General features: G+C 67.5%; 9 protein-coding genes and 1 pseudogene. 2 read left to right on the forward strand and 8 right to left on the reverse strand.

The window, feature by feature from the left end; translation table 11 throughout:
• Nucleotides 1-183: 183 nt before the first annotated feature.
• Nucleotides 184-459 carry an Imm1 family immunity protein gene (locus FNH04_RS49430; protein ID WP_152786881.1) on the reverse strand — a complete coding sequence of 92 codons (276 nt, stop codon included), beginning with the start codon at nt 457-459 and terminating at the stop codon, nt 184-186.
• A gap of 243 nt (nt 460-702) precedes the next feature.
• On the opposite strand from FNH04_RS49430, the gene FNH04_RS22105 reads away from it, so the two are divergent.
• The gene (locus tag FNH04_RS22105; RefSeq protein WP_152786883.1) at nt 703-1,026 is read left to right on the forward strand and encodes a hypothetical protein; all 324 of its coding nucleotides are present in this window, start codon (nt 703-705) and stop codon (nt 1,024-1,026) included.
• A gap of 51 nt (nt 1,027-1,077) precedes the next feature.
• On the opposite strand, the pseudogene FNH04_RS47820 reads toward FNH04_RS22105, so the two are convergent.
• The 5 genes and pseudogenes from FNH04_RS47820 to FNH04_RS22130 all read right to left on the reverse strand — a co-directional run.
• Nucleotides 1,078-1,486, reverse strand: a pseudogene (locus FNH04_RS47820) (transposase); the annotation flags it as partial.
• Between the two features lie 105 nt (nt 1,487-1,591).
• A complete protein-coding gene (locus FNH04_RS22115) occupies nt 1,592-2,017 on the reverse strand; it encodes a hypothetical protein (RefSeq protein WP_152786885.1) in 426 nt (141 codons plus the stop codon).
• 429 nt (nt 2,018-2,446) lie between these two features.
• Entirely contained in the window at nt 2,447-2,653 is a 207-nt protein-coding gene (locus FNH04_RS49435; protein WP_152786887.1) for a hypothetical protein, read from the reverse strand.
• Nucleotides 2,654-2,852: 199 nt separating this feature from the next.
• The gene (locus tag FNH04_RS22125) at nt 2,853-3,233 is read right to left on the reverse strand and encodes a hypothetical protein (protein WP_152786889.1); all 381 of its coding nucleotides are present in this window, start codon (nt 3,231-3,233) and stop codon (nt 2,853-2,855) included.
• Nucleotide 3,234: 1 nt separating this feature from the next.
• Nucleotides 3,235-10,869, reverse strand: coding sequence for a ricin-type beta-trefoil lectin domain protein (locus FNH04_RS22130; RefSeq protein ID WP_322723514.1), 7,635 nt, complete (start codon nt 10,867-10,869; stop codon nt 3,235-3,237).
• A gap of 613 nt (nt 10,870-11,482) precedes the next feature.
• Between FNH04_RS22130 and FNH04_RS22135 the strand changes: the two genes are divergently transcribed.
• The gene (locus FNH04_RS22135) at nt 11,483-15,010 is read left to right on the forward strand and encodes an FG-GAP-like repeat-containing protein (protein WP_152786893.1); all 3,528 of its coding nucleotides are present in this window, start codon (nt 11,483-11,485) and stop codon (nt 15,008-15,010) included.
• Between the two features lie 155 nt (nt 15,011-15,165).
• On the opposite strand, the gene FNH04_RS22140 is transcribed toward FNH04_RS22135, so the two are convergent.
• A complete protein-coding gene (locus FNH04_RS22140) occupies nt 15,166-15,870 on the reverse strand; it encodes a helix-turn-helix transcriptional regulator (RefSeq protein WP_152786895.1) in 705 nt (234 codons plus the stop codon).
• Between the two features lie 260 nt (nt 15,871-16,130).
• Nucleotides 16,131-17,777 (reverse strand): outer membrane protein assembly factor BamB family protein (locus tag FNH04_RS22145; RefSeq protein WP_228031558.1); only part of this gene is annotated, 1,647 nt, incomplete at its 5' end.

A 17,777-nucleotide genomic window follows, 5' to 3' on the forward strand; every position in this document is an offset into this window, starting at 1 on the left:
CCGCGCTGGCACTCGCCTGCGGCGCCGCCTTCAGACCCAAGTCATCCCTGCTACCCCCGCCGCCGCTGGCCACATCGCACGCGGTCACCAACGCGCACAGCACCACCGACGCAGCGGTCCCCCACACTCGCCGCATACTCACTCCTCACGCTCGCACCAGTCACGCCCCTCCGACTTCGCGGCTCACTGGAAGTGCAGAGTTTCCCGTGCACCGGGACGCGAAGCCCGGTGCCCGCCCTCAATCCCCATCAGGGAATGCACGCGAGCCCAAGCATCTCGAAGTCGCCAGGAGTCCAGTATCTGCCACTGAACGCAGGTGGGGCGCTCCCTTCCCGAAGTCAGAAACGCTTTGGCAGCCTGACGCACAAGATCGATGGAAACCTCCGAATGGGCTGGGAACTCCGTCATGTGACTCTGGATGCAGTACACAGGGTCAGTCCGGCTTTCCGGCGGCCTCAACGTCGCGACGTTCCCCTCGCGAACTCACCACCAGCCCAAGCCCTCTCGCCCATCTCCTCCAGGGCATGGACGGCGGTGAGGCCCGCGCCTGCCGTCACACACCCCAGCGGCCCCACCGGAACCAGATCCGGTGGGGCCGCTGGGGCACGGTGAGACTCCCCTACCCGCGGCGTTACTCGGGACCGGCGAGGGGGTCACCTTCGGAGGAGGTGCCGAACCCATGCATGCGACCACTTTGAGCGGGTGCGGATCGAGGTAGAGGGGAAAGAGGTATCCGGCTCGTTCGCGATCGTCCACGTAGGCCACAAGAAGGCCCTGCTCGCCCCTTTCGGCAAGACTCGCAAGGCATTCCGTGACCCCGACAACCGGCTTGCCACGCCGCTGCAGGCTTCTCACCCTCCTGCGAAGGATGCCCCGAAGCATCGACGCCGAGAGGGGCTCGAGCCAGATCTTGAAAGGCGCTCCAGAAAGCAGCGCGTTCTTGGCCTGAATGCCGGTCTCGGAGTCGGACTCGAATGCGGCGAGCAGTTCACTCGCGGATACTTCGTTCATCTCATCGCCGCCTGACGGGTGACCAGGTTTACCCGAAAATCGAAGCTGATATCGTCGGCCAGGATTTCACCAACCATCGCGGACGACCTGGTACAGGCTCAGGCCGACGCCGTTTCTTATGGGGTTGGGGCCAGTCTCTGGGAGTGTGCAGAAGGCGTGGGCGGCGGAGACGAGGGTGACGTGGTGGTGCCACCCGTTCCAGGTGCGGAACTTCGAAGTGGGCCAAGCCCAGGGCCTGTTTCATCTCGCGGTAGTCATGCTCGGTGCGCCAGCGGAGCTTGGCCAGCCGCACGAGTGTGGTCAGCGCGGTGCCATCCCGCAGGTTGGACAGCCAGAACTGAACCGGCTCAGGCGCGGTAGCCGGCCATTCGGCCAGCAGCCAACACGCGGGCATTTCCGGGCCGCAGGCGGCCTTGCGGATCTCGCGTCCGGCGGGCCGGATTCGCAGCGCCACGAACCGCGCTTTACCACGCTCCTCCACAAGGCCGACCTGGGTTCAGTGTCCTTTCTTAGCCGCACCAGGCGCGTTGCTTGATGAGCCGGTTGGCAGAATGCCAGCGCATCGGCGTGCGGGCGCCTTCTACGGCAGCCTCTCGCAGACATCGACCCAACGGGCAATTTCCTTACCAAGTTCTGAATCGAGAACATGTGGGGCTATCGCTGCCAAGGCGTGAATGATGTTCTTCGCCCGGCGCAACTCAGCAATTTCACTGATGGGCCGACAAGACCAACCCTCCACAGCCTCCACGATTTCCTCGTACGGCTTCTCAATCAGGCGAAGGGCGTTCGCAGCTACTTGATCAGGGTGCAAGACCACTTGAACGTCACTACCCGGGTAGCTCCCATACTCGGACACCAGAAAAGCAAGGCGCATACACCCCTTCCAAGGAGGCATCACCCCCAGTTCTATCGCTTCATTTGTCGCTTGCGCAGCCAATGACGAATACCCACGCCACATTGAACTAAGCGGTTCACTTGCGCGCATCCGACTCAGGGAGACCTCCATGAGCGTCTCCCACCAGTAGAAACGATCACCCGGGTTCACTGGCTGATGGGTCAACAACCAACCCCTTCGCGCCTCCTCTCCCATTTCCGCTAGGTGGAGGATCTCCTCATCGCTAGGGCCCAACAAGTTCCACGCTCCCGGAAGCGAACTCGATGCCAGCTTGCCTGAACTTCTCAATACCGACGTTGATGCTGCATCTACAGGGGAGGTAGTGGCCGCTTTGGTTCGAAATTCGGAGCCCGAAGAACATTCCGCCCGCACCGGCCACGTCAGCCTCACCTGCCGCAAGTACCGGAGCACCTCTGGTCATGATGCTGTGTTTGATCGCATCATCGGTTGCAGGGACCACGTGAAGCACTTCGTTGGTGTCGACAACCCACTTCACAACCCCCGAGTTAAGTGCATCTTCCCAGCCGGCCTGTCCTGGACTTACCGGACGTACCCCTCTCGCTTCTGCCGCATCCAGCTCATCCGAGAGGTTGTATCGCCCCTCCACGTCGTTCTTGAAGGGGCGCTATTACCACCACAGTTGTGAACCAGGACCGGCGTGGCACCCGCCACCACATAGTACGTATGGAGGTCCGAGACGGTCAGTTTGTACGCAGTCTCGCCCGCACTGGTCCACTTCCTGACCAACCGTGACCCGAGGAGACCTCCGAGCGGCCTTGGCCTGTGCCTTCTTTAGAACCGGGTTACCGGTCTTCTTTTTCGCGGCCGCGGCTGGAGGCGCGGGGTCCCGTGACGCGCGGGCATGCCGTAAAAAAACCCAGCGGCCCCACCGGAAACAGATCCGGTAGGGCCGCTGGGGCACTGTGAGGCTCCCCTACCCGCGGTGTTACTCGGGACCGGCGATGGGGTCACCTTCGGAGGAGGTGCCGAACCCCATGCATGCGACCACTTTAAGCGGTTGCGGATCAAGGTAGAGACGAAAGAGGTATCCGCCTCGTTCGCGATCGTCCACGTTGGCAACAAGAACGCCCTGCTCGCCCTTTTCGGCAAGACCCGCAAGGCATTCCGTGATCCCGACAACCGGCTTACCGCGCCGCTGCAGACTTCCCACCCTCCCGCGAAGGATGCCCCGAAGCATCGACGCTGGAAGAGGTTTGAGCCAGATCTCGAAAGGCGCTCCGGAAAGCAATGCATTCTTGGCCTGAATGCTGGCATCGGAGTCGGACTCGAATGCAGCGAGCAGTTCACTCGCGGATACCTCGTTCACCTCACCGCCGCCTGACTGGTGTCCAGGTTTGCCCGAAGTCGAAGCTGATGTCGTCGGCCAGGATTTCACCAACGATGAGATGCTCGTCTTCGAAGAACCTTTCATATGGACCGTCGTGGATCTGAATGTTTCTCGACGGCCCTATGGCGGGATCGATGCTTGCCACCCTGATGCGCAGCATCACACCTCTCCCAATCCACTCGTCTCCCCGATTCTGGGCAAAGAACTCGGCAGTTTCGAAGTCGTCCGACCACGACGTGAAGATGGTATCCGTGCCATCTCCACCCGAGTGGACGTTCATGTTCGTGCTGGTTCCGCGGGGCACCGCACGGCCTTGCGCAGCGGTGTCATAGCTATGGTGCCCCTCGACGACACCGCGGTAGTAATACCCATCAGTGTTCGCTCCACAGTTGTGGACCAAGACCGGGGCGCTGCCCGCCACAACATAGTACGTGTGCAGGTCGCTGACGGTGAGGTTGTGGACCGTGGCCGAGGTCGCCGTCCAGCGCTCGATGGCCGTGATCTGGACGTACGTGCCGGCGCTGGTGCGCAGCCACTGGCCCGCCTTCAAGTCCTCGGCATCGATCCACTCGCCCAACTCCGGGACCCAGAACGGGTGGCCGTCGGTGGCCGTCAGCTCGGCGGTTCTCTCGTCGCCGTTCTCTGCGTCACCGATGGCGATGGTGACCTTGACCAGGTGCTTGACGCCCTCGCCCTTGATCTCGGCGGTGACCGTCTCGACGCTGGTCTCGCCCGTCTCCGGGTCGGTGGCCAGGACCTTGTCGCCGTTCTCGACCTTCTCGATGGGCTTCGTGGTGCCGTCGGCCATCAGGACCTTGGTGCCAGGAGTGAAACTGTTGGATTCTTCCTTGGAGCAGCTCCCGCCGCCGCCCCCGGACGACTCCTCCTTCGCCCTGGTCTGCCGCGGCTTCGCCTCCGCCTTCTTCGCCACGGCCTTCTGCATCTTCTGGACCGCGTTGCCGGTCTTGTGCGCCGCCCGTTTGACCTGCCGGGTGGCCGCTTCCTTGGCCTTCTTCTTCAGCTGCGCGGCCCGTTGCGCCGCCCGCTTCTTCGCTTCCTTGGCCTTGCGCGCGAGTTCGCGTGCCTTCTTGGCCATCTCGATGATCTTGCGGGCCTTCTCCTTGGCCTTCAGCAGGGCGCTGACCGCGCTCGCGATCTTCGCCGCTGCCTTCAGCACGCCCGGGATCTTGCCCAGCTTCGTCCACGGGATGGCGCCGACGACCATGCTGCCGCACGCCCACAGGTCGCCCCGGGAGAAGCAGCCCACCAGGTCGTTCCAGCCGACGAAGTCCTTCAAAGCGGCCCAGCCGACCGACATGATCACATCAGCGATCGACGTGTTCAGGGTCTTCTTCGCCCACGACTCCTGCGAGGCCGACGGACCGCCGTAGTCACCGCCGTTGCCGCCCTCCGAGGCCAGGCCGGACGGGTCGGCGAACGTGACCGGGTTGTTCTCGCAGTACACGTAGCCGTTCATCTGGACCGGGTCCGCCAGGTCCAGCACCGGGTCCGCCGACAGGAAACGTCCCGTGGTCGGGTCGTACTCCCGCGCCCCCAGATGCACCAGGCCCGACGACGCGTCGTCATCGCCGCCGATGTAACTGCGGTGCGAGCGCCAGCTTGTGCTCTCGGAGCGCTCCACGCCGAACGGGTCCGTCTTGGAGAACTTCACCCGGTTCCCGGACGTCAGCGCCACGTTCACATACGCCGTGCCGTTCTGGTCCACCACCTGTGCCGACAGCTCCGCCGCCGAGGATCCCTGGGCATGCCGCATCACCGTCGGCGCACCCGGCTGGGAGTAGTAGCGCTCCGTGTACGCCGGCGTCTTGTTGGCGTTCAGCGAGATCGTCGCCTCGCCCAGATACAGGGTGCGCTCCGTGGCCGAGATGGCCATCAGACGGGCGCCGTCACCGCCGTAGACGTACTTGGTCTCCTTGTCCGGCGTCCACGACTGCGCCGCCGTGCTGTTGCAGGTGTACAGCTGCAGGTCCGTACCGTCCGCGGAGTTGGAGTTGCCGACGTCCAGGCACTTGCCCGAGGAGACGTGCTTGAGCGTGCCCTCGGCCGTGGCCGTCCACTTCTGGCCCTCCGCGCCCGTGCAGTCCGCGATCACCACCGGCGTGGCGTTCGCCGTGGCACCGCCCGACGGCACCGCGCACTTGCCCAGCACCTTCAGCGCGCCCGTCGACGCATCCGACGACCCCGCCGGCGCGTCGATCCGCAGCTTCTGCGCCTTGGAACCGTTGCAGGAGTACAGCTGCAGCGCCGTGCCCGCCGTCGTCGACGCGCCCGCCAGGTCCAGGCACTTGTTCGCCAGGCCCAGCCACGCCCCGGCACCGTTCTCGCCGAAGCCGGTGATCTTGGCGACCTGGCCGTCCCACGTCCAGTCCAGCGCCTGCTCGGAGCCGTCGTACGTGCGCGTCTTCGTGTTGCCCGCGTCGTCGTACGTCAGCTTCGTCGCCTTGGTGACCTGCGCGCCCGAGTCCGCCTTGTACGTCTGGGACATGCCCGTCAGCGTGTGCGGCTGGGTGCCGTCCTCCTTGCCGTACGAGTACGTCGTGGTGGCGTCCTTGGACGTGTCCAGGCCCGGGTCGTGCTCCACCAGCTTCTTGCGGTTGCCCAGCGCGTCGTACTCGTACGACTGCCAGTAACCCTCGTTCGCGGCCGTGACGTTCGTCGTGCCGTCTTCGTACTTCGGCGCCGCCGCCGTCTTCCCGGCAGCGGTGCAGGCCGAGGGGGCCGTCCATGCCTCCGTCAGCTGGCCCAGCGCGTCGTAGGTGAAGCACTGGCGGTCCGTCACCGAGTTCGAGGTGTCCGCGATCGAGGTGACGTTGCCCGCCGGGTCGTAGGCGTAGGCGCGGGAGTTGACCCGGTGGCCCGTCACCGCCGTCGTGTCGCTCGTCGACTCGCGGTCGACGATGCTGCGCTGCAGCTCACCCGTCGCCTCGTCGAACAGGTTCGTGCTCCACACCCGGTTGGGCTGTTCGCCGCTGGCCGTGCGCAGGACCTGGCCGTAGGGGGAGTAGGAGGTCTGGGCGGTGTACCAGGCCTGGCCCGAGGTCGAGACCGGCAGGCCGTCCTCGTTGTAGCGGAGCACCAGCTTCTCGGCCGGGAAGGTGCCGACCGCCGGAAGGTTCACCGACTCCAGCCGGCCCGACTCCGAGTACTCGAAGCCGTAGGCGTACTCCTTCTGCAGGCCGTACGACGTGGCGATCGACTCGGGCAGCGTGATGCGCTTGCCCAGCGGCTGGTAGTCGGCCGTGTAGCCGGACACCGAGGTGGTGTACGCCATCCCGTCCGTGTAGCGGGTCTGCGAGGTCGGCAGGCCCACGCCGCCGATCAGCGTGTCGTACTCCGTGGACGCCAGCAGCGTGCCGGTCGAGGAGTTCTCACGCTGCTCGACCGGGCGGGACAGCGCGTCGTACTTCGTCCACACCGTCGCGTTCTCGTCGGTGACCGTCTCCGGCCGGTTCAGGACGTCGTACTTCGTGGTCGTCGTGCCGGTGTCCGGGTCGACCGCCTCGGTCTGTCGGCCGCGCGCGTCGTACTGCCAGGTCCACGTGTTGCCTTCGGAGTCCTCGGCCTTCACCTGGTCGCCGCGCCAGTCGTACGTGTAGCGCGTCGAGCGGTACTCCGTACGGGCCGCGTCCGTGAACGTGTCCACGCGGACCGTGCGGCCCTGTGCGTCGGAGAAGCTGCGCTGCACCGCGCCGCCGGTCGGCGGGATCACCGTGGAGTAGTCGTCGCCGTAGACGTAACGCGTCTGCTTGGCGGTGCTCTCCGTGCCGTGCAGGTACGGCGTCTCCGTCAGCGTGCGGCCCAGACCGTCGTACGAGTACAGGGTGGCGTTGGGGACCTGGTAGTCCGAGTCCAGCTCGAACAGCGTCGTCGACGGGTTGCCCGTGTCGTAGTACGCGTTGTTCGTCTGCGCGATCGTGCCGTTCGCGCTGTAGAGGACGTCCGTGATCAGGCGGCCCTTGCCGACCGCCGGTTCCTGCTTCTGGCGTTCGCGGCCCAGGCCGTCGTAGATGACCGTGGAGGCCTCGTAGTCGCCGTTGTCCTTCAAAGCCTCCGTCGTCACCGAGACCGGCTGGCCGATCGTGGTGTCGTAGGTGAACTTCGCCGACGGCGACTTGGACGTGGACCTGGTCGGGGCCCAGGCCTGCGTGGTGCGGCCCAGCGCGTCGTAGGTGAAGGTCGTCGTGTGGCCGTTGGCGTCCGTCTCCTTCAGGGACACACCGCGGGCGGGCTCCAGCGTCGTCGTCTCGCTCTGGTTCAGGGCGTTGGTCGTCTTGACCTGGTACACCTGGCCCGTGGACGGGGTGTAGGCGGTCTTGTCGACGTTGCCCGCCGCGTCCGTCGTGGACGTGGTGCGGCCGTAGTCGTCGTAGGCGACCTTCCCGTCCTGCGTCCAGCTGCCGCCGCTGCCGCTGATGGCCCAGGTGGTGGTGGCCGAGCCGGAGGTGGGGGTGTCGCCGTAGGCACCGTTGTCGTAGGCGACCCGTGAGCCGTCCGTCCAGTCTTCCGCCGTGGGCGTCTCACCGCAGGTGCCGGCCACCGTCAGCGTCTGCCTGGGCAGGCCGATCAGGTGCTTGTCCGTGTTGTGGACGTAGGACATCTCGGTGCACGTCTCGTCGCCGCCCTTGTCGGTGTCGCCGAGCGACTCGACCTTGACGGGCAGGCCGTACGTGTCCTCGTACTCGGTGGACGTCTTCAGCACGCGCCAGGTGCGTTTGTCGTCACCGGTGCCCGAGGAGTTGGTCACCGAGATGCTGTGGTCGTCCAGGACCCGGTAGGCCTTCAGCGCCGGGATGCCGCCGGAACGGGTACGGGTGGCCAGCACCGTGGCCGTCGGGTAGTCGACGTCACGGGTCAGCAGCGAGCCGCCCTTCTTCGTGTACGTCAGCGTCTCCGCGACCCGGCCCGCAAACGGCTCCTTGTCCAGGGCGATCGTCGAGCCGTTGGAGTCGGTGACCGTGACCTCGCGGGTGCCCTCGTCGCCCGGCAGCTTGTCGCCGTGCATGCCGCGGAAGTAGCGGGTCTCGGTCATGCCCTTCTCGGTGGACATGTACGCGGTCGAGGAGTCGGCGCCCGTGTACGTGCGGACCCGGGCGAAGCCGCGCCACTGGTCGTACGTGCGCGTCTTCTTCTTGCTGAACTCCGCCTGGTTCAGCGCCCAGGCCGCGCCGCCGAGGTAGTCGTACTCCGTGGTGACCGGGTCCACGCCGGTGAGGGCGGGCAGTTCCTGGACCTTCTCCACGACGTACTTGTGGAACCAGTCGATGGTCTCCTTGTCCGGGTCCGGGTTCCAGTAGACCGGGAAGCACAGACCGGTGTTGTCCTCCACGTCGGGGAAGCCGCTGCCCGTCTTGCAGGCGCCCTCCGGCGCCTTGTACGTGATGTCGGTCTCGCCGCCGTACTCGCTGACGATCCGGGTGATGCGGAGGCGGTCGAAGGCGGGGTTGGGGTCGTTCGCGCCTTCCTTGACGCGGTTCGGCATCGGCTGGGCGTTGGCCAGGAACCGCACCGGGTTCAGGGCGATGGCCTCACCCTCGGTGTCGTAGCCGGTACGGGTGATCGACTCCAGCCACAGCGCGACGCCCTCGTCGGTGAGGTCCGCGGGCAGGGACTGCTGGAGCTTGAAGCTGTCCACCTTCGACAGCTCGGTCGAGCCCTGGGTGCGCTGTGCCCACGTCGTCACCTGGGCGAGCCGCTTGCGCGACCAGAAGGTGGGGACGGGGACGTAGCACTCCTTGCCCTTGGCGCAGTACAGGTCGGCCGGGGTGTCGTACCAGATGCGGTTCTTGCCGAAGTCGCCCGAGGTGAAGTTCTCCTCGGTGCAGGCGAGTTCGCCCTCCTTGAAGCACCGCTCGTCGACGTCGAAGGTGACCTTGGCGATCGGCGTGCCGAACAGGGCGCCGGTGCGCAGGCCGTACTCGATCTTCTTCAGGTAGCCGCCGCGGTCGTAGGCGACCGACGCCTTGAACTTCTCGTTCTTGGCGTAGTAGTTGGTCTCCCTCTCCCACCACATCGTCATCGCGTTGCCGTCGGTGTCGACGACGTAGTCCAGGTTCCAGCGCCAGGCCTGGTCGCAGAACGAACCCGCGAAATCACCCGACTTATAGCAGGGTTCACCGCTCTGGTTACCGGCCACGGGGGCGGACAGCACGGAGTTCGTGGTCGGGTCACCGCTCGCCCAGCCGGGCAGCTTGTGCCGGCCGAAGTAGTACTGGGTGCCGTCCCGGGTGGTCACACGCCAGTACTCGCCGTCCGCGTCACCGTTGCCGAGGTCGGTGTTCTTGATGAGTTCGACGCGCGAGCCGTCGCCGTTGGCCGTGACCCACTTGTCGCTCGTGGGATCGGCGCCGTCGGGCAGGACCAGCTCGGTCGTGGTGCCACCCAGGGTCATGACCGCGTTGTACGAACCCCAGCACTGGTCACTGGTCTTCTTGGTGTTGTTCCCGTCCGTCCGGTCGTCGCGGCACGACCTGTACGTGCGGGTGATCGAGCCCGCGTTGTACTCCCAGCCGTCACCGATCCAGGAGGGCTGGTTGTTCGACGCGGACGTACGGCCGTCCACACCCTGGGAGTTGTAACCGAAGGAGACGGCGGGCGAGGGCCCGCCGGGAACGGTCGGGGTCTGCAGCGTGTACGAGTAGGTGAAGCCGCCCGAGTTGCCGCCCGCCGACCACGAACCGGCGCTGACCAGCGGGGTCGCGGAGAAGTCGCCCTTGGAGCCGCTGCCGGAGTCGGTGGCCAGCAGCACCGAGGAACCCGAGCCCGCGGTGGCCGCGGCCAGGGTCGCCAGGCGTGCCTCGGGCTGCTCGCGGTACAGCGCGTTGCCGACCGTGCCCTCGTCCGAGGCGGACGCGGTGGACGCGGAGGACGCGGTGGACGTGTCGGTGGACTCGGTGGAGGTGCCGCCGGCCGCCAGGACCTCGACGTCCATCGTGGCGAGGATGCGGCGTTCGTAGACCGCCTGGCCGTCGCCGTCGGTGCCGGTCTGCTCGACCACATTGTCCGTGGAAACCTCGGTGGGCTCAGAACAGCCCTCGGTGTCCGGGGTGGTCAGAAAGCAGGACGGGTACTGCACGAAGGAGAGCCGGTCGGCCCAGTTGGCGCCGTACAGCTCGGAGAAGTCCGTGTAGTCGAGGGCGATCACGGCGTCGCCGGTGGCCCCGGCCGGCGGGGTGACCGTCAGCGCCATCCCCTCGATGGCCGTGTCGGCGAGCTCGTTCTGGCCGGCGAGCGAGACCTGCCACGCACCCTCCAGCGCGGCCGCCTCGGCCGTGGTGGCGCTCTCGGGGGCGCCGACCTCGACGGGGAGGTCCACACCGTCCTGGCTGATCGGCACCAGCTCGCCGGGGGTGAGGCCGGCGATGTCCTCCGTCACCGTGCCACCCGCGGGGGCGGTGACCTTGGCCGGGTCGTACTCCTGGGGGTCCTCGGCCTCGGCGGTGGTCAGCTCGGCGAGATTCCCGCCGTTCTCACCCTCCGCCTTGTCGGCGTCGGGCAGATCGACCAGCTCGACGCCGCTGCGGTCATCGTCGGGCGGCAGCGCGGAGGCAGCCGGTACGACACCCACACACAGCGCCACCACAACAGCACCGATCACCCCGGCACGCGCCCGCGCCCGTCTCCGGCGTTCGGCACGATTTCCCGCGAACCGTCCCCGACCGCACCACGACGACGATCCCCACATGCGCGGCCCCCCCGCTCTCTGCATTTGACGAGCACGAATGCTCCGGCAGGTCTTCACCGAAAGTCAACAAGATATTGAAGGCCGGTGATTTAGCTCACGCCGCGAATTGCCCAATTCCATGGAGAAGTGGGGATCAAAGGTTTTCCGGTGAGTATTACCCAAGAGTAACCGGAGATGATAATTTCCGGGCGATCACGCCATAAGGTGGCTAACTGCGCGTCAAGTCCTCGATGATGCAGGGCATTTGATGCCCCATGAACCACTTCGCCCTACCCGGCCCACCCTCACAGCTCTCTGTCGGCGACCTCGTACATGTAGATGTACGAACGGGCCGTACGGATCCGTTCAACGCACGACCTCCGGGTAAAGAGCCCGGAATCCATGGCGCGATCCCCTGTGCATGGGTCATGCTCTGTCCGCGCCTTCCTGGGCCGTGCTGCCTCACGCCCGGACCGCGCAGGGGATTCAAAGGGGATTCACAGGATTCTCGGTTCTCGGGAATTCCACGGGGAGGGGACCCAGCACCATGGAACGAAGTCGCTTCGGCATGCCCGCGTCCAGACGCGCCCGCGCAGGCGTGGCCGCCCTGATCGCCGGCGCCCTCGGTCTCGGGCTGCTCACCGTTCCCCTCCTCGACGATCCGGACTCCTCCGACACCCCGGCCGAGACCAAGAAGTCCGCCACCCGGCCCGTGGACCAGGACACGGCACTGGAGCAGGCGGTCTCCTCCGGCAAGCGCGTCGAGGTCACCGCGCTGCGCGACGAGACCTCCACCACCTACGCCCGCCCCGACGGCCGCTTCGAGCTGGTCGCGTACGGCGCTCCCGTACGGGCGAAGGTCAACGGCACCTGGAAGCCCGTCGACACCGAGCTCGTCAAGGCCGACGGCGGGTGGGCCCCGAAGGCGGCCGCGGACCCAGTGGTCTTCTCGGCGGGCGGGGACGGCCCGATCGGCTCGGGTGCGCCGGCCCGCAAGGCGTCGGCCGGCAGCGCCGGTACCGGCGGGGTTCGCAGCGCCGGTACCGGCGGGGTTCGCAGCGCCGTGTACACCGTCGCCGACGACGGGCGCACCGTACGAGCCGCCGCCGACGCCGAGGACTACACCGAGCTGGCCGTCCTCAGCAGCGGCGACCACGACGTCACCCTGAGCTGGCCGGGCGAGCTTCCCACACCCGTGATCAGCGGGCCCAGCGCCCTGTACCGGAACGTGTTCGACGGCGTCGACCTGATGCTGACGGCCCAGGCCAGCGGCTTCAGCCACGTGCTGATCGTGCACAGCGCCGAGGCCGCGGCCGACCCCGCGCTCACCAAGCTGTCGTACGGACTGTCCTCACCGGATCTGACCTTCCACCTCGACCCGGTCACCAAGGTCGTCGCCGGACGCAACCGCGACGGCGAGGAGATCGCCGTCTCCCCCACCCCCTACCTGTGGGACTCCGCCGGAACGTACGCCGTCACCGAGGGCGCCGACCCCGAGCCGGCCGAGGAGGACCCCGACCCCACACCGTCGTACTCCGAGGAGCCGGGCGAGCCGGTCGGCGAGGAGAGCGCGGTGCCCGAGGACGGGCTGGACACCGACGCGCCCACGGCGGCCTCGGAGGACACGGACGGGACGTCCGCCGACCCGGCCGCGTACCGCCGCGGCGCGCGGGCCGGCAGCGAGAAGGCCGACGGCGCGGTCACCCGCGCGGGATACGCCGCCACCGGCGCACTCCGCACCGCCCTCACCGACGACGAGGTCTTCGCCCTCAAGGGTCTCGCGGGCCCCGAAGGCGGCACCCATCTGGCCCTCGCCGACGCCGAGTTGAGCAAGCCCGGCACCGGCTCCACGGCCCTGTCCCTCGTCCCCGACGCCGACCTGCTGGCGGACAAGGACACGGTCTACCCGGTCTTCATCGACCCCACGATCTACGGCAAGACCAAGAACTGGACCACCGCGTACAAGAAGTACCCCGGCTCCAGCTTCTACGACGGCGCCAACTACAACAGCGGCACCACCGAGGCCCGCGTCGGCTTCGAGTCCACCACCTGGGGCCTGTCCCGCTCCTTCTTCCGCCTCGGCTGGTCCACCAACATCAAGGGCGCGCACGTCTCGTCCGCCTCCATCCGGCTGCGCGAGACGTACGCCTGGTCGTGCTCCGGCCGTGAGATGCAGCTGTGGCGCACCGGAGGCATCTCCTCCAAGACCACCTGGAACAACCAGCCCGACTGGAAGACCGAGATCGGCACCAAGTCCTTCGCGCACGGCTACAACTCCTCCTGCCCCGACGCCAACGTCGTCTACGACGCCAAGTCGATCGCCCAGGACGCCGCCGACGGCGGCTGGAAAGAAATGACGATCGGACTGCGCGCCACCACCGAAGACTCCGCCTACGCCTGGAAGAAATTCCGCGCCGAGGGCGAGAGCGCACCCAAACTCACCCTCGTCTACAACCGCAAGCCGAAGACGCCGAGTTCGCTGCTCCAGGCACCCGGCGGCACATGCGACCTCATCAAGGAGTACATCCACGTCGGCAAGCGCGACGTGACGTTCTCGGCCGCCTCCTCCGACGCCGACGACACCTCCACCCGCCAGGACCTGAAGTACCTCGACTTCGAGCTGTGGCGCACCGGCTACGGCGACGACAAAATCCTCGACAAGAACGTCCCCGTGACCAGCGCCGGCAAGGCCTCCACCACCGTCTCCAAATCCGCCTTCACCAACGGCCACCAGTACTCCTGGCGGGTGCGCGCGCTCGACTCCAGCGGTGCGGGCTCGCCGTACGCGCCCACCAAGGATCCCGGCGTGTGCCGGTTCGTCTTCGACAGCTCCGTCCCCAACGAACCCCTCGTCACCTCCACCGACTTCCCCGCCGCCGACGAAGACGGCACCATCTGGTCGGCCGTGAAGTTCGGCACCGCCGGAAACTTCACCTTCGCACCCGACGAAGACACCGACATCACCAAGTTCCAGTACTCGTTCAACACCACCAGCTACGACACCACCGTGAACGTCAGCGCGGGTGCCTCCGCCACGGTGAACCGCAAGCCGCCCTTCGCCGGCCCCAACGTCCTCTACGTACGGGCCGTGGACAGCGCGGGCAACACCTCACTCGGCACGAAATACCTCTTCTACGTCACCCCCCGCGACACCGCCGACGCGCCGGGCGACGCCACCGGCGACGGCATCGCCGACCTGTTCACCATCAGCTCGGCCGGAAACCTCTCCCTGTACCCCTCCAGCACAGCCGGCGACCTGCACTCCGGCCTCTCCGCCGCCCACGACGACGGAACCGGACTGCTCACCGACCCCGACCAGGACGGCGAAGACCACGCACCCGGCTACTGGATGAGTGAAGACGGCAAGCCCGCGCTGATCGCCCACGGCGGCGACGCCCTCGGCGCCGACGGCCTCGGCGACCTGTTCGCCCGCATGCCCGACGGCAAGCTGTACGTCTACCCCGGCGACGGCTACGGCAGCGTCGACACCGCCGGACGCATGACCGTGCGCCTGCCGTCCGGTTCCCCGGACCCGGCCACCTTCGACCAGATCATCGTGGGCGACTACGACCTGGACGGCCGCGTCGACCTGTTCGCCACGGCAGGAGCGGGCGAGCTGTGGGCCTTCGACGGCTACACCGGCGCGAGCTTCCTCTCCGTCACCAAGATCGCCTCGACCGCATGGGCGACACGCGACCTGGTCTCCGTGGGTGACCACGACAAGGACGGCGCTCCCGACCTGGTCTGGCGCTCCGGCTCCTCCAGCCGTCTCTACATCCGCTACGGCGTCAAGGACAGCGCGGGCGGCTCCACCATCGCCTCCCTGTCCGCCGAGGTGAACTCCAAGACGGGCGCCGACGAGATCTACGCCGAAGGCTGGCCCACGACCACCATGCCCGTGACCCATATCCACGGCTCGCCGGACGTCACCGGCGACGGCATCCCCGACATCTGGGCCCTGGCGAGCGACGGCAGCATCAAGTTCTACAAGGGCGGTGCCACCACCCTCGGCACAGGAACCGCGGTCATCAGCGCTTCCAGCGAGTGGGCCACCACGAAGCTGTCCCTCGGCTGACGGTCCGCTCCGCCGGTTCGCTCCGCCGATTCGCTCCGCCGGGTTGGCGGGTGAGAGCTCGGGGCCTGATGCGGGTGGGGAACTGCGCGTTCGTCGTGGCTGGGCGCGCAGTTCCCCGCGCCCCTTTGGGGCGCGTCCCTCGGCCCTGCCGAGGGTCACTCCGGTGTCGCGTCCACGGCTCCCCCGGGGCGCAGGACCGGGCCCGCCCTGTCCAGCAGTCCCGTGCGGGCCGCCAGGGCCGCTGCCTCCAGCCTCGACCCCACGCCCAGCTTCATCAGCACCCTCTGGACGTGGGTGCGGGCCGTGGAGGGGGCTATGCCCATGCCGGACGCGATCAGGCGGGTGTCCTCGCCCTCGGCCACGCGGACCAGGACCTCGACCTCGCGCGGGGTCAGCATCTGGAGCAGTCGCTGGCCCTCGTCGTCGGGCTGGGCGGCCGGGTTGAGCAGTTCGCTGAAGGCGCCCTGGAGCAGCTGCGGCGCCACCGCCGCCTCGCCCGATCTCGCCTTCATGATCGCGCGTTCGACGCCCTCGATGCGCTCGTCGTGCCGTACGTAGCCCGAGGCGCCCGCGGCGAACGCGGCCGCTATGCCCCGCGGGTTCGGGACGGGGCCGAGGACCAGCACCGCCACCTGCGGGCGTTCTCGTTTGATCCGGACCACCGGATCGAAGATCCCCGGCTCGGCGGGTGCCGCCGTGCCGAACAGGCACACCTCAGGCGCCCGTGTGATCACCAGCTCCGCCGCCCCGGCGGCGGGCGCCGCCGCGGCGAGCACCCTGTGCCCACGCAGCTTCAGCGCCGAGGCCAGTGCCTCGGCGAGCAGGCGGTGGTCGTCGACCACCATGAGCCGCACTCCCATCGAGCAACCCCCCAGTCCCCCCCAATGGATGCCCCACTATGGCCGCCCATGGGTCCCCTCGGACAGATCCCCCCTGCGTCCCCCGCTCTTCATGCCCCCGGAAGCTACACGCTTGTTCGACATTGCGCTTCCCCTATGCGGGAGAAGTGCCCCGGAATATCGAAATCCCGCCCATTCGAGAGTGATGAGGTGTACGTGCACGGCCCCGCCCCTGAGCAGGGACGGGGCCGTTCGGTACGGATTTCGTGGGGCGCGTGGGATTACTTCGCCCCGAAGCCGAGCGCCGTGTACTCCTTCTCGTCCGCGGAGTACGGCTTGCTGACCAGTTGCTTGCCCATGAAGAGCCGTCCGCCGGTGTACAGCATTTCGGAGGTCTCCGGGACCATGCCGCTGATCGCGTTCAGCACCTGCTCGGAGGCCGGGGTCTCCAGGAGCTTGGTGACCTTCAGCGAGGAGCCGTCGACGGAGACCACCTGGGCGCCCTTGTCGTACGGGCCGTCCTTGTAGGCGAGGATGTTCGGCCCGTCCATACGGATCGGGAACACCGAGTACCCGTCGCCCGCGTCGATGCGGTCACCGGTGGACTTGCCGGTGGCCAGCGAGAAGGAAACGATCTCGTTGGTCTGGCTGTACTCGGCGGTGCCGTCGTGGTCCTTGGTCGGGACGTACAGCTTGTCGTTGCCGACCGTGATGCCCTTGCAGTTCCAGACCTTGCCGACATCGCAGTCGTGCTTGTACTTGCCGTCCGCGAGCGTGATCTTCGTGCGCAGCTTGCCGCCGTCGTCCAGTGAGAAGACGTCGGTGGCGCCGGACGCGGTGATCTCGCCCGAGTCCACGCCGAAGACGACCGGCTTGGTGGAGATCAGCTTGGCGTTGTCGATACCGGAGGGCAGCTTGTAGCTCCACTTGCTGCTGCCGGTCTTCGGGTCGAGGAGCTGCACCTCGTACGACTCGTCGCCGTAGTCACCGCACTTGCGGACCGCGACCAGCTGGGGGCCGCCGGCGTAGCCGATGTCCACGCACTCGCTGACCTTCGGCGCCCACAGGGACTTGCCGGTCTTCGCCTCGAAGGCCGCGCCGCCGTAGTAGCCCCCGGCCGCGACCGTGGAACCGGAGATGGTGACCTGGGTGAAGGCCACGGGCGAGCCGCTGATCTCGACGGTCCTCGACCACAGCTGCTTGCCGTCGTCCACCTGGAAGGCGGTGACCTGGGTGCAGGGCTGGTGCTCGCCCTTGCTGTTGCGCTTCTTCTCCTCGTGCACGACCACGGCTATGCCGTCGTCGGTGACCTCGCGGGAGGCCGCGCAGGTCTGGCCGTCGAGCGGGAGCGTCCAGGAGGCCTTGCCGCTGTCGGGGTCATAGCCGACGATCTTGTAGACGCCCGCCTTGACGTACACCGAGTCGGTCAGCCAGGAGCCCTGCACGCTGTCGATCTGGCGGCCCTTGACCTCCGGCGCGGGGATCTGGAACAGGACCTCGGCGCTGGTGCTGGACGGCGCCTTCTCCTGGGCCTTGCCGTCGCCCTCGCCGCCGGAGGTGCCGCCGTCGGTACCGCCCTTGCCGCCGTCCTCGCCGCCCGTGCCGCCGCTGGAGCTCGCGGTCTCGTTCTTTCCGCCGTCGTCCTTGCCGCCGACGGTGGCGTACCAGACGCCACCGCCGATGATCAGCGCGATGGCGGCTACGGCCGCGACGATGATGACCAGCTGGGAGTTGGGCTTCCGCCCGCCGCCCGTACCCGGGACCGCCTGGGGGTGCATGGGCGCGGTGGGCGGCTGGTAGCCGTACTGCTGCCCGTACGGGGACGGCTGGCCGTAGGCGGGGGGCTGACCGTACGCGGGCTGCTGACCGTACGCCGGTGGCTGTTGGCCGTACGGCGGTGGCTGCTGGCCGTACGGGGCCGGCTGGCC

The organism is Streptomyces phyllanthi (genome assembly GCF_009377205.1).
In the GTDB taxonomy this organism is placed as follows: Bacteria; Actinomycetota; Actinomycetes; order Streptomycetales; family Streptomycetaceae; genus Streptomyces; species Streptomyces phyllanthi.

Excerpts from the sequence above, each read along its gene's own strand:
- FNH04_RS22115 (WP_152786885.1), bottom strand. The coding sequence starts at position 2,017 with ATGGAGGTCTCCCTGAGTCGGATGCGCGCAAGTGAACCGCTTAGTTCA.
- FNH04_RS22135 (WP_152786893.1), top strand. The coding sequence starts at position 11,483 with ATGGAACGAAGTCGCTTCGGCATGCCCGCGTCCAGACGCGCCCGCGCA.
- FNH04_RS22140 (WP_152786895.1), bottom strand. The coding sequence starts at position 15,870 with ATGGGAGTGCGGCTCATGGTGGTCGACGACCACCGCCTGCTCGCCGAG.